General features: G+C 69.2%; 12 protein-coding genes. 3 read left to right on the forward strand and 9 right to left on the reverse strand.

What is annotated here, in order from left to right; all coding sequences use genetic code 11:
• Nucleotides 1-22: 22 nt before the first annotated feature.
• From C9424_RS18050 to C9424_RS18085, 8 genes are all read right to left on the reverse strand, one after another.
• Entirely contained in the window at nucleotides 23-274 is a 252-nt protein-coding gene (locus tag C9424_RS18050; RefSeq protein ID WP_116768250.1) for a ferredoxin, read from the reverse strand.
• Nucleotides 271-1,527, reverse strand: coding sequence for an NADH-ubiquinone oxidoreductase-F iron-sulfur binding region domain-containing protein (locus C9424_RS18055; protein ID WP_237563541.1), 1,257 nt, complete (start codon nucleotides 1,525-1,527; stop codon nucleotides 271-273). The genes C9424_RS18050 and C9424_RS18055 overlap by 4 nt, the downstream gene beginning before the upstream one ends.
• A complete protein-coding gene (locus tag C9424_RS18060; RefSeq protein WP_237563542.1) occupies nucleotides 1,524-2,081 on the reverse strand; it encodes a ferric reductase-like transmembrane domain-containing protein in 558 nt (185 codons plus the stop codon). The genes C9424_RS18055 and C9424_RS18060 overlap by 4 nt, the downstream gene beginning before the upstream one ends.
• Complete coding sequence (locus tag C9424_RS18065) at nucleotides 2,074-2,694, reverse strand: FAD:protein FMN transferase (protein ID WP_116768253.1); 621 nt, start codon at nucleotides 2,692-2,694, stop codon at nucleotides 2,074-2,076. Before C9424_RS18065 ends, C9424_RS18060 begins: the two co-directional genes overlap by 8 nt.
• Nucleotides 2,695-2,812: 118 nt before the next feature.
• The gene (locus C9424_RS18070; RefSeq protein ID WP_175460403.1) at nucleotides 2,813-4,111 is read right to left on the reverse strand and encodes a deoxyguanosinetriphosphate triphosphohydrolase; all 1,299 of its coding nucleotides are present in this window, start codon (nucleotides 4,109-4,111) and stop codon (nucleotides 2,813-2,815) included.
• Nucleotides 4,095-5,273 (reverse strand): tRNA dihydrouridine synthase DusB, encoded by a 1,179-nt coding sequence (gene dusB, locus C9424_RS18075; RefSeq protein WP_116768254.1) that lies wholly within the window; start codon nucleotides 5,271-5,273, stop codon nucleotides 4,095-4,097. Before dusB ends, C9424_RS18070 begins: the two co-directional genes overlap by 17 nt.
• 100 nt (nucleotides 5,274-5,373) lie before the next feature.
• Entirely contained in the window at nucleotides 5,374-6,912 is a 1,539-nt protein-coding gene (locus tag C9424_RS18080) for a YibE/F family protein (protein WP_116768255.1), read from the reverse strand.
• A gap of 125 nt (nucleotides 6,913-7,037) precedes the next feature.
• The gene (locus tag C9424_RS18085) at nucleotides 7,038-8,411 is read right to left on the reverse strand and encodes an FAD-binding oxidoreductase (RefSeq protein ID WP_116768256.1); all 1,374 of its coding nucleotides are present in this window, start codon (nucleotides 8,409-8,411) and stop codon (nucleotides 7,038-7,040) included.
• Nucleotides 8,412-8,660: 249 nt separating this feature from the next.
• Between C9424_RS18085 and C9424_RS18090 the strand changes: the two genes are divergently transcribed.
• The 3 genes from C9424_RS18090 (at nucleotide 8,661) to C9424_RS18100 (ending at nucleotide 11,176) form a co-directional block, all read left to right on the forward strand.
• A complete protein-coding gene (locus tag C9424_RS18090) occupies nucleotides 8,661-9,419 on the forward strand; it encodes an alpha/beta hydrolase (RefSeq protein WP_237563543.1) in 759 nt (252 codons plus the stop codon).
• Nucleotides 9,419-10,231: a DUF1295 domain-containing protein gene (locus tag C9424_RS18095; protein WP_116768257.1), complete on the forward strand. Its 813-nt coding sequence runs from the start codon at nucleotides 9,419-9,421 to the stop codon at nucleotides 10,229-10,231. Before C9424_RS18090 ends, C9424_RS18095 begins: the two co-directional genes overlap by 1 nt.
• A gap of 90 nt (nucleotides 10,232-10,321) precedes the next feature.
• Complete coding sequence (locus C9424_RS18100) at nucleotides 10,322-11,176, forward strand: lysophospholipid acyltransferase family protein (RefSeq protein WP_116768280.1); 855 nt, start codon at nucleotides 10,322-10,324, stop codon at nucleotides 11,174-11,176.
• Between the two features lie 87 nt (nucleotides 11,177-11,263).
• Here the strand turns inward: C9424_RS18100 and C9424_RS18105 are convergent, their stop codons facing one another.
• Entirely contained in the window at nucleotides 11,264-12,274 is a 1,011-nt protein-coding gene (locus C9424_RS18105) for a GNAT family N-acetyltransferase (protein WP_116768258.1), read from the reverse strand.
• Nucleotide 12,275 lies beyond the last annotated feature (1 nt).

A 12,275-nucleotide genomic window follows, 5' to 3' on the forward strand; every position in this document is an offset into this window, starting at 1 on the left:
CACGGATCGGCCCGGCCGGGGACTAGCGCCGGCGCTGCGGGCCTCCGGAAGCAGGGTCCCGGAGGCTGAGGGCGAGTTTCGGGCAGAGCGAGACGGCGTCGCGCGCGGCGTCCGCGTCGCTGGGCCTGGTGGGGACGTCGGTGCGCTCAGCACCCTGCCTTCCACGGGCCACCGGGTACCCCCAGTCGTCCCGCACGAGCACCCCGGCGAGCAGCTCCGTGCACAGGCCGCGGCCGTCGCACCTGGTCCAGTCGATGTGAAGGGTGGCGGTCATGGCGTCCAGCTTCCGGATCCGGAGCAGCGCCCGGTGAGATGGGACCGCACGTCGTCGGCGAAGACCTCCAGCGCACTGCTGATCAGCTGCGCTGTTCCGTCCGGGTGATGGCAGGCCCCGCGTCCTGAGACAAGCGTGCCGAGCCGGCCCAGTTCCTCCGGCAGCCGCGGGTCCTGTTCTCCTGCTGCGATCCGGTTGAAGATTCCCGCCATGGCGGGCAGCCCGAACATGCAGGGGCCGCATTGCCGGGCGGACTGCCCGGCCAGGTACGCCACGATCCCCGCAGTGGCTCCAAGCCCGCACTGCTCCGCCCCCAAGGCGTGGATGACGCCTGCTCCGGGCCGGACCACGTGGCCGGCGGGACCGCGGGGCGAGAGGACGTAGGCCGCCGGCCGCACCCAGCGGCCGTGGTAGCCGCCGACGAGAACGGCCGACAGGGAGGCCGGGTCCATGCCGGCGGATTGGACGACGTCGGTGAGCCTTGCGCCGCCGGGCACCTCCAGGACGACGTCCGGGCAGGGCCCTGGGCCGGACACGGACAGCAGCCGCGTGCCAGGGTCCGTGGGCGTCCCGACTTCGCGGAACCAGTCCGCGCCGAACCGTGCGATGAGGGCCACATGGGCCAGGGTTTCGACGTTGAGGACCAGGGTGGGGCGCCCCTTGAGCCCGGTGTCGCTGAGCCGGCGGCCTTTGTCGAGCGGGATCGCGGAGCCGGTGGCGATGCTGTTGACGACGGCGCTCGCCTCGCCGGAGATGAACGTTTCCGGTGACTCCACGAGCTGGATCCGGCGGCCCCCGGGGTGTCCGGAGACGGCCTCCTGCACCCCGGGAAGGCTGGCAGCAGGCGCATAGAGGTACATCTGCGTGCCCGAGACCGCCCGCGTCACGGCCAGCAGACCGTCAATCACCAGATGGGGGGCGTGCGCCAGGAGCGTACGGTCCTTGAAGCTCAGCGGCTCCCCTTCGGCGCCGTTGGCGATCACGACGGGCCGCGCGGGAACAAGGCGCTTCCGCCCGGATTGTGATGTTGCCAGCGCCTTGCGCCAGGTCGCGAAGGCGGCGCCGCCGCGTCCGGTCAGCCCCGACGCGTCCAGCAGGTTCAGCAGCCCGGGTGCGACGGCGTCGGGATCAAGAGGCCCGAAGGTGTCCACGTGCCGGGCGTACCCGGCCTCCGCGCCGGCGGCCAAAAGACGCGCCAGCGGCTGCGCATTGGGCAGCGGCGGTTGAGGGAGCACGCCGGGCATCGGGCTCATTGGAGGTTACCTCCACGGGCTCTGGCGGTTTCGAGGAACGTTGAAGAGAGCCGCCACAGCAGGGCACCGGCGATCGCTGCGCCGGACGCGGCCGCCAGCAGCAGAAACCACTGGCCGGCGGCGTCCGTGCCGTTGCCGAGTGCATGGGCCATCGCCACCGGCCAGACCGCGTAGGTGAGCCAGTGCACGGCCTTAAACGCCCGGTGCCCGATCCGTTGCCGTAGTAGGGCTGTCACGATGACGGCCGCGACGAGGTCCAGTGCCACGGTCCCCAGGCCCTGCCAGAACGGCCGGAACGAGCCAAGGAACGGCACGACGACGTCGACAGGCCGCAGCTTCGCGAAGGAGTCCAACAGCAGGGACCCGACGTGCAGCCCCAGGAAGACCGTGGCCAACAAGGCGATGTTCCGGTGCAGGATGCTGACGGAAAACCTCGGAAGCACCAGCAAGGGCCGGCCGGAGCGGGTGAGGATGCCCAACAGGACCGACACCGTGAACAGGGCAAGGGACATGAAGCCGCTCACCCGGCCGAACGCCCACATTGCCTCATCCACGGGACGCACGCACTTCCACGCTGTTGCTCTCCGCCGGCCAGCCGCCGGTGGTGACAATGCGTCCGCGTTGATCCACCAGCCGGGCCGTGACACCCGCGGAACGGAACCATGCGACGGCGGCGAAGCCGCGAACAATGCCGGCGGTGCTGAAGGCATTGGCTTCCAGGCACGTCGGAGCCGCAACCGTCACCGTCTTCCACACGGCCTCTGCGGGCAGCCCGAAACGGGGATCCAGAATGTGGTGGACGTCCGCTCCCGCGTGCTTCCACCGGCGTTTTTGCGTGCTGGACGTGGCCATGGCGGATCCTGGGTCCAGGGCGATGTGCTGACTCCGGTCCGTGGGAAGGTCCTGGACCAGAACCTGCCACGGCTCTGCCGCTCCGGGGCCCGCGCCTGATGCCGCAGCGCCGGGGCTTCCTGGCCCCGGGCCGGCGGTCGCCAGGTCGCCGCCCAAAGAGACCGAGCTGGCGGTCGCAGGAGAAGTCTTTGAAGCGCTGGACGGCGTGGCGGAATACACGACGGCGGCGGCGACGCCCGCAGCCGCGAGGCTGCCGATGCCGACTGCCGCGGTGATGCCGCTGGCCAGTCGCCTGCCCTTGTCCCGGGTATCCACGGGTGTCCCCTTCCTCTGCGGTTAGGCCTGTGTTCCCATGATCCCCGGAGTTCCTTTGTAAACCCTTAGACATTCCTGTCTATTGGGTGGTGGTCCTGCCTCCAGGCGGCTGGCTTGGTCACCAGAGCGACGGCAGGCTGCCCACGAGACGCTCGTACATGGCCAGCGCCGAGCCGTCCGTCAACGACGCGACCTGGTCGATCACGACGCGCAGCCTCCCGGCGTCGTCCCCCGCGTCGAGCCAGTCGGCGGCGAACATCGGCTCCAGGTGGCGGTCCTCCGTGGCGCTGAGAGCGGTGACGAGGGCGTGCAGGACCTCCCGCTGGCGCTCGTAGATGGGCTGGCGGTGCTCGGTGGTCATCACAAACGTGGTGGCCAAGCCCTTCATCACCGCGATTTCCATGACGGTCTCGTCCGGGACGATCAGTTCCGCGTGGTAGCGGGTGAGGTTCTCCGGGCCGTAAACGGCGCGGGTGGCTTCCAGCGCACTCTGGCAGAACCGGCCAATCAACTGGCTGGTCATGTCTTTGAGCGCCGCCATGGCCTTGCGGCTGCCGTCGGCCTCGCGCACCCAGACGCTCGTGGCCTCCAGCCGGGCCAGCGCGGCGTCGATCGCGGCGGGGTCGTTGTGCGGCAGGTACCACTGCTTGGCGTACCCGACGACGCGGGCGCGGTGGTCCGGGTTGTCCATCCAGCGCAGCTGGAAGTGCCCTGCGACGATCGCGTCCTCGACGTCGTGCACCGAGTAGGAGATGTCGTCCGCCAGGTCCATGACCTGCGCTTCGAGGCAGGACCGGCGTTCCGGGGCGCCTTCGCGAATCCAGTCGAAGATGGGGAGGTCGTCCTCGTAGGCGCCGAACTTGCTGGTCCGCTCCCCGTGGATGACGGGCGCGTTGACGGCGGACCACGGGTACTTGGCGGCGGCATCGAGACTCGCCCGGGTCAGGTTCAGGCCTGCCGGACGGCCATCGGGGGCCAGGACCTTCGGCTCAAGCCGGGTCAGCAGCCGCAGCGTCTGGGCGTTGCCTTCAAAACCGCCGATCGCGTGGGCCACCTCGTTGAGCGCCGCTTCCCCGTTGTGGCCGAAGGGCGGGTGGCCGAGGTCATGGCTGAGGCAGGCGGTGTCCACGACGTCGGGATCGCAGCCGAGGGCGCGGCCGAGTTCGCGGCCCACCTGGGCCACTTCGAGGCTGTGCGTGAGCCGGGTTCTGACGAAGTCGTCGGTATCCGGGGCGACCACCTGGGTCTTCGCGCCGAGCCGGCGCAGGGCCGAGGAGTGCAGGACTCTCGCACGGTCACGCTCGAAGTCCGACCGGTAGGTGGTCTTGGGCGGCTCTTCGACCCACCGGGCGGAGTCGCGGGAGGTGTAGCCGTCCAGGACGGGGGCGGTGGTCCGGGTCTCAGCCACCGGAGACATCCAGTTCGGCGAAGGAGATGTCGCGGCTCTGCTCGTCATCCAGGGTCCGGTTCAGCAGCCAGTCCTTGGGCAGGGCGGGCTTCTTGGGCGAGCCGGCGCGGCCGCGCGGGCCCTCGGCATCGACCCCGGGGTACGGAGAGTCGAGGTCCAGCTGATCCAGGGTTGCGCGGAGCACCTCGAGGCTGGTGACGAGCGCGAGTTTGGTCCGCAGCTCGCTCCCGACCACGTGGCCCTTGAAGTACCAGGCGATGTGCTTGCGGATTTCGCGCAGGGCCTTGCCCTCGTCCCCGAACGTCTCGACCATGAGCTCGGCGTGCCGGTAGACGCTTTCGGCCACCTGGCCCAGATCCGGCCGGTGCCGCTGGTCGCTGCCTTCGAACGCGGCCATGAGATCGCCGAAGAGCCACGGCCGGCCCTGGCATCCCCGGCCGACGACAACGCCGTCCACTCCCGTTTCGCGGACCATCCGGACCGCGTCTTCGGCGGACCAGATGTCGCCGTTGCCGAGGACCGGGATGTCCGGCAGCGCCTCGCGGAGCCGGGCGATGGCAGACCAGTCGGCCTGGCCGGAATAGAACTGCGCGGCCGTGCGGCCGTGAAGAGCGACGGCGGCAACGCCGGAATCGCGGGCGATCCGGCCGGCGTCGAGGTATGTCAGGTGGTCCTCGTCGATGCCCTTGCGCATCTTGATGGTCAGCGGGATGTTGCCCTGGGAGGCTTCCTTGACAGCGGTCTGGACGATCGAGGTGAAGAGGTCGATCTTCCAGGGCAGGGCCGAGCCGCCGCCGCGCCGGGTGACTTTGGGGACGGGGCAGCCGAAGTTGAGGTCGATGTGGTCCGCCCAGTCTTCCTCGACCAGCATCCGGACGGCCTGGCCGACGGTCACGGGGTCCACGCCGTAGAGCTGGACGGAGCGGACTTTCTCGTCGTCGTCGTGCGAAATGATGCGCAGCGACTCCGGCGTGCGTTCCACTAGGGCGCGCGAGGTGACCATCTCCGCGACGTACAGGCCGCCGCCGTATTCACGGCACAGCCTGCGGAAGGCGGAGTTGGTGATACCCGCCATGGGAGCCAGGATCACGGGGGTGTCCACGGTGATCGGGCCCAGCTTCAGGGGCGGGAGTTCCAGCTTGGGGGCGGGAGGCGTTGCTACAACAGTCACCAGACCATTGTCTCAAAGACGGGCAAATCGGTCGGATCCGGCGTCGGTTATGTGGAAAGGCCGGGCTGTGAGGAAAATCCGGGCGCCGCCAAACACCGTATCAATCGCGCAGGGCGGCACGCCGCCCCCGGCGCGTGGCAGGCCCGGCGTCGTCCGGTTCGGTCCCTCCCGGTGCACCGGGCGCGCTGTCCGCCGACCGGCGCCCGGCGGACCCGCCAGGGTACCGGCCGACGTCGGCCCCAACGGAGAGCCCGGCCCGGCCGCCGTCCCCAACGCCGGCGAGCGCGGGCACTCCGACGTCGGGTGCACCGGCGAGCGCGGCCGCGGGGTCTGCGGTGCTGCCTTTGATCCCGGTGGCCTTGACGACGAGCACGGCAATGAGGGTGGTGACCGGCACGGCCAGGACAAGTCCCACCGAACCGACGAGGGTGCGGATGACTTCCTCGGAGAGCTCTGCACTGGTCAGGGCGTCCCCGAGCGGGCGCTCGTAGAGCATGACCAGGATCAGGACGGGCAGGGCCGCGCCGGCATAGGCAAACGCGATCGTGTAGACCGTGGAGGCGATGTGGTCCCGGCCGATCCGCATCGCGGAGGCAAAGAGCTGCCGGGCGCTGGTGTCGGGGGCGAGTTCCCACAGTTCCCAGACCGCCGACGACTGCGTGATCGTGACGTCGTTCAGCACGCCCAGGCCGGAAATGATCAGCCCGCACAGGATGATGCCGGAGATCGAGATGTTGTCGGAAATGTTGGTGAGCGTGGCGGCGTCGTGGCTGCCCACGCCGGCGAGGTTCGCGGCGTCGGTGGCCCAGGCGGCCAGCAGCGACGTAATGGCGAGGCCGAACATGGTCCCCAGCAGCGCCGTCGAGGTCCGGGCGGAGAAACCGTGGGCGAAGTACAACACCCCGATCATGATCACCGTGGACCCCACCAGTGCCAGGAGCAGCGGCGGCTTTCCTTCGACCAGTCCGGGCAGCATGAAGGAGACGAGCACGACGTAGGCCCCGACGAGTCCGATCAGGGCCCGCAGGCCGCGCCAGCGCGCCACCGCAATCACCACGACGGCGTAGAGCACGGCCAGGAAGATGATCGGTAGAGTCCGGACGAAGTCGACGAAAACGTAGGCGGGCGCGCCCTGGGCTTCTGAGGCGCCCTGGGCCTTGGAGAGGTTGAGGTAGCGGATGTTGTCTCCGGGTTTCACGCCGTGGGATTTCGCGATGTCAGGGTTGATGACCACTTTCACCGGGTTGCCGCCCTTGTCCGGCTCGGTGTAGGCAAACGTGCATTGTGAGCCCGCCTGCGGCGGCTGGACGGCGGCGTCGGCCCCGGATGCGCCCTGCTGGGCCGCGGGATCGCCGCTTGTCTGCGCATCCGAACAGCTGCCGACGACCACCCGCTGGATCTTGCCGGTATCGAACGTCACGCCCGGGGCCGCCGCATAGGGGCTGGCCAGCGTGATGCCCTCTTTGCTCCCCGACGGCCACAGGAAGGCCATGGCCGCCAGGGTCAGCAAAGTCAGCGGGATCAGGATGGCGGCCAGGATCCAGTTGGCCTTCTTCCGTGCCGCCAGCATGCGGGGCGTCGGCTCCGCGTGACCGGCGCTGGGGTGCCCGGCGTGGGAGTGCGAATGTCCGGCGCCCATCAGCAGTTCAACCTCATGCCGAAAACTCTACGGCGCTGTCGGCGCCGCTCCGGACAGATGACGCCGCATGCTCCCGCCGCCCTGAGCCCGGTGCCCGGAGCTCCGGCGCCGCGGAGGCGGGCTGGTCAGGCCGGGGTGATGTTCTGGTTTACGTGGAAGAGGTTCTGCGGATCGTACTTGGCCTTGATCTCCCGCAGGCGGCTGTAATTGGGTCCGTAGTTCTCCGCGACCTTGGACATATCATCGCCGTCCATGAAATTGATGTAGCCCGCGGTCTCGGAGTACGGCTGCAGCGCCGCCGCGTAATCCCGTACCCAGGCGATGTTCGCCTCGCTGTCCGCCGGGTCCTCCCAGTGGCAGGCTATGACCGGGGAGAACTTGGCGTTCCGGTTGGGGAAGGCCGTATCTGTCACTCCCACACGGTGCACAGCGCCGTCGATTGGATAGATGTGAACGGCTGTCTGCAGACTGGGCACACGTCGGCCAAACTCAAGGTGTGCGTCGATGGCGCCGTCGTTGAGTTCGGTCAGGAAGGCCGCCTTCCAGTAGGCCAACAGCCCCTTGGGATACATCGGGTCGAACGCCGAGTTCAAGGCCGGATACGGCATCGGCCCCACCATGGATCCGGCCACCGGGGCGACGTCGAGGAATGGTTGCCAGCGGGCCGGCCCTTCGGCGAGGTCGCCCGTCCACATGCCGACCACGATGCAGACCGGCTTCCCGTGCCACTGTTCCGGAAGGAACGGAACCGGCGGTCCCTGATGGAAGGCGAGGAACGCGCCGAACTCTTCAGGGGCTGCCGCCAGGTGCTCGCGGTAGAACTTCGCCACGGTTTCGGCGTGCTCGGCCGGGTAGATGATGATCCCCGCGTGGACCATGTCCACAGGATGCAGGCGGTATTCCAACGAGGTCACGACGCCGAAGTTGCCGCCCCCGCCTCGCAGCGCCCAGAAAAGGTCGTCATTCTCGCTTTCGCTCGCAGTGAGGAATTTCCCGTCCGCGGTGACGACGTCGGCCGAGAGGAGGTTATCGCAGCTGAGCCCGTGTTTCCGGGAGAGATAGCCAATGCCCCCGCCGAGCGTGAGTCCGGAGACACCGGTTGAGCCGATGATGCCACCGGTGGTCGCCAGTCCGAAGGCGTGCGTGGCGTGATTGAAATCGGCCCAGGTTGCGCCGGCCTCGGTCCTCGCCGTCTTGTTCGACGGATCTACCCGGACGCCGGTCGTGTTGGAGAAGTCGATGACAACAGCGTCATCCCAGGTGCCAAAGCCCGGACCACTGTGGCCGCCGCCGCGGACGGCCAGATCCAGGGAGTTGTCGCGGGCGAAGTTGACGGCCGCCATAACGTCCGCCACCTGGGACACACGGACCACAGCGGCCGGGTGCTTGTCGATCATGCCGTTGTGCACTGCCCGGGCCGCGTCGTAGTCCGCGTCGCCGGGCGTGACGACCGGCCCGCGGACTTGCTCGCGCAGGGTATCGAACTTTATTCCGTTCATTTTCAGTACCGTCGATTTCGTCGTGAGATTCGACCCGGACGGTTCTCTGCGCTCCCAGCCGGCGTGGCGCCCGGAGGTTTACGTGCACAGGCATACTCCTCGCGCATTCCCCCGTCAAGGGTCCGGCATCACCCGTACCCATCGCCGGGGGCCCCGGCTCCGAATTCACACTAGGCAGCGTTTCCCTTGACGGGCGGAGGCTGCAACCTATGGTTGGTAATTGACGGACGAAGAACGGGAAGGACACGCGTGGCCAAGCGCAAACTAGACGACCGCGAACCGGAGGCGGGCCGCTCCGGACCTGCCGCCAAGGCCGTGCTGTCCATCGCCGATGCGGCCGGGGAGACCCGCGGAGTCGCCCTGGTCCTGCACGGCGGACGCGCGGACAGCTACGATCCCGTCCGCGGCCGGCACCTGAGCCCGGCCCGGATGCTGCCCTTCGCCCGGGCGCTGAACCGGCAAGGCGGACCGCACGGTCTCGCCGTCTGGACCCTGCGCAACCGGTACAGGGGCTGGAACGGGGAGGACATGTCCCCCGTTCAGGACGCCCGCTGGGCGCTTTCCCGGATCGGTCAGGAACATCCCGGCGTTCCGGTGTATCTGCTGGGCCACTCCATGGGAGGCCTCACGGCACTCTGCGTGGCCGACGATCCGCAGGTGGAGGTCGTCGTCGCGCTCGCCCCGTGGCTCAATCACAAAACGCCGGTCCAACCCGTCGCCGACCGCCGGGTCCTGATCGTGCACGGCACGGAGGATCGCTGGACCAGTCCGTCGAATTCGCTGGACTACGCACGCCGGGCCGACGGCGTGGCCGCCTCTGTTGTGTACGTCTCTCTCACGGGGGCCGGGCATTTCATGTTCCGCCGGGTAGCGCTGTGGAACTCACTCGCCGATGACTTCATCCTGGACGCCTTCGGGGAAAGCACGGGGGCTGACGTCTCCGGCGCCACGGACGCACTGCGCAGCATTCTGCCGGCCACCGGAACTCGCATGCCGGTGGTGCTGTGATGCAGCCGTTCCCGCTGGATGCCTTCCTCGCCAGCCTGCCGTGGGTCATCGCGGGACTGGCGGTGCTGCTGGCGCTGACCTTCGCCGTTGCCGTGCGGCAGAACCGCCATTCCGTCATCGACACCGTCTGGGGCCTCGGGTTCGTGGTGGTCGCGGCCATCTCCTGGGTACTCTCCGCCGGCCACGGCGACGCCGGCCGCCGGCTGCTGCTTCTGGCGCTGGTTGCGGTGTGGGGCATTCGCCTCGCCGTCCATATCGGTGTGCGTGCACGCGGCGGCCACGAGGACCCGCGCTACGTGGACATGCTCTCCGCCGCACCCGGATCACGCAACGTCTACGCGCTCCGGCGGGTCTACCTGCCTCAGGGCATGGTGATGTTCTTCGTCTCGCTCACTATCCAGGTCGGCATGTTCGCCACCGGCAGCTTGGGCTGGCTGGCGTTCCTCGGCGTCCTGCTCTGGGTTCTTGGTTTTGTGTTCGAGACGGTCGGGGACTGGCAGTTGACGCAGTTCAAGGCCGATCCCGCCAAGCGCGGCACGGTCCTCAACACCGGTCTGTGGCGCTACACCCGCCACCCGAACTACTTCGGCGACGCCGCGGTCTGGGCGGGCCTCTTCCTCGTGACCGCCGATTCGTGGCCCGGTGTCCTGACCATCCTCTCCCCCGCCCTGATGATCTGGGCACTGGCGGGCCGCACCGGGAAGCCGCTGACCGAAAAAGCGATGTCTGCACGGCCCGGCTATAAGGAATACATCGAATCCACGTCCGGGTTCCTGCCCTTGCCGCCCCGGCGGCGCGCAGGCGGGCACTGATATGGCGGGCGCTGATGTGGCCGGCACTTGCGCTGCGGGACTGGCGTGGCGGCCGCCGGCATGGCAGGTGCCGGCATGGGCCGGCGGCCGATGAAGTGGAGACCAGGGCCCAGCGACCGCTTTTACCGGTTCATCGTCCGCACCGGTCTCGCCCTGCGCTGGCTGTTCCGGATCCGCGTCCTCGTCACGGGGCGGGAGCACCTGCCCCAGCCCGGACCGCTCAATGATTCCCCCCAGGCCTCCCGACGCGGCCCGTCCCGCCGGGTGGTGCCCGGCCAGGGCGCGGTCGTCGCGATCACGCACTTCGGCTACCTCGACTTTGCCTTCGCCGAGATGATCTTGTGGCGGCACAACCGTGCCCAGATGCGCTACCTCGTGACGCAGGGAGCCGCCGACCACTGGTTTGCCGGGCCCGCGGTCAGCGCGGCCGGCCACGTGGTGGTCGGTTACGGATCCGGAGTCCACGCCTACGACGCCGCGGTCGCCCGGCTATTGGCGGGCGAGTACATTGCCATCCTTCCGGAGGCCGGGGTAAGCCGCAGCTTCACCGTGCGCGAATGCAAGACCGGCGCCGTACGGATGGCCGCCGAAGCCGGTGTGCCGATCATCCCGGTCTCCGTCTGGGGCGCGCACCGGCTGATGACCCGCCACCACGGATTCTCGCCGCGGCGCGCCTGGCGCGCCCCGGTGCGTATCCACGTGGGCGAGCCGATCCTGCCGGACTCGCTCCCGGACCCGGCACAGGACGCGCAGCCGGCCACCGCGCAGCTGGCCAGGACCCTCCAGCACGGGATCGACGTCGGTATGGCGGACTTCCCGCTGAAACCGGACCCCGGGGCCTGGTGGATGCCCGCCGCGCTCGGCGGCGGCGCCCCGACCGAGGAGGAACGGCGCCGCCTCGACGCGGCCGACGGCCCGCGGCGCCCCGGTGCCAGGCGCCGATAGATCAGGCCCTCAACGCAAACTGACTCGCAGCTGGGGCCGTTATCACGCTTCAAAACGGCCGCAACTGCGAGTCAGTCGGGTTAAGGGCTAGGCCGGGTCCGCAACCACGAGCGTTTCGGAGCCCTGGACGTGAGCTTTGCCGGCCTCGAGCAGCGGTTCGACGACGGCGCGCAGGGCGGTCATCGCATCGTCCAGTTCCAGCATTACCGGGTGCTGGTAGGCGATCAGGGCCAGGAGATCGCGCACGGCGACGCGGGCCTCGTCCTCGCCGAGCTTGGGCTCGTGCCCGAGGAACACCTCGGTAGGCGCAGCGGGTCCGGCAGAACCGGCACCATCGGCGTCGGCTCCGGCGCCTGGAGTGCCCTGCGCGTAGCTGATGGCGAACCCCTCCAGCCGGCCCTTGCGGCTCGCCGCTATGCCGTGCCCGAAGGCACTGGCTTTGGGTGCCCGCAGCACAATCGCGCCGTGGGCGCCGCTGAGGTCATCCAGGAACAACCGCTGCACCATGGCAACGCTCAACTCACCCGGGCTGTCCCAAGTGTGCACCGCCGTGTAGTACCGGCCAACGACGTCGCTGAGCTCCACCGAGCCCGTGGCCAGGTCTTCGACCTGGTCGCTGGCCGCCGACTCGGAACCGTCGCCGAACACCGGCAGTTTCAGCGGCGCCGGGTCCACGACGATCAGGCGGGAGCGCTGGATCGGGGCCATGCCCGCGGCCTCGGCAAACGCCGCCCCGGGCGTGCCCGGCTCCACCTTGCAGCGGAGCTTGGACACTCCCGACGGCGACTTGGCAGCCTCGTGCCGAAGCATGGTCAGCAGGGTGGACCCAATGCCGGCGCGGCGGTGGTCCCGGGCAACCTCGATATACGCCCAGAGCCGTTCCGGGTGCAGCGAGGCCTCGTGGACCACGGCCGCCGCCACGGGAATGGCGACGCCGTCGACGACGTCCTCGGCCACAATGCAGCGGCGCCACGGCGCATTGCCCGAGGGCGCCAGGGTGCCGCGGAACTGCCCGGCCTGCACGGTCTCCGGGCCGCCCCAGACTTCCAGCAGCGCGAGGTCGTCGCCCTCCCGCCATTCCCGGTATTCGATGGCCATG

The organism is Arthrobacter sp. H-02-3 (assembly GCF_003097355.1).
In the GTDB taxonomy this organism is placed as follows: domain Bacteria; phylum Actinomycetota; class Actinomycetes; order Actinomycetales; family Micrococcaceae; genus Arthrobacter; species Arthrobacter humicola.

Coding starts and splice junctions, on each gene's coding strand:
- C9424_RS18050 (WP_116768250.1), bottom strand. CDS start 274: ATGACCGCCACCCTTCACATCGACTGGACCAGGTGCGACGGCCGCGGC.
- C9424_RS18055 (WP_237563541.1), bottom strand. CDS start 1,527: ATGAGCCCGATGCCCGGCGTGCTCCCTCAACCGCCGCTGCCCAATGCG.
- C9424_RS18070 (WP_175460403.1), bottom strand. CDS start 4,111: ATGTCTCCGGTGGCTGAGACCCGGACCACCGCCCCCGTCCTGGACGGC.
- C9424_RS18080 (WP_116768255.1), bottom strand. CDS start 6,912: ATGGGCGCCGGACATTCGCACTCCCACGCCGGGCACCCCAGCGCCGGT.
- C9424_RS18085 (WP_116768256.1), bottom strand. CDS start 8,411: ATGAACGGAATAAAGTTCGATACCCTGCGCGAGCAAGTCCGCGGGCCG.
- C9424_RS18095 (WP_116768257.1), top strand. CDS start 9,419: ATGCAGCCGTTCCCGCTGGATGCCTTCCTCGCCAGCCTGCCGTGGGTC.
- C9424_RS18100 (WP_116768280.1), top strand. CDS start 10,322: ATGAAGTGGAGACCAGGGCCCAGCGACCGCTTTTACCGGTTCATCGTC.
- C9424_RS18105 (WP_116768258.1), bottom strand. CDS start 12,274: ATGGCCATCGAATACCGGGAATGGCGGGAGGGCGACGACCTCGCGCTG.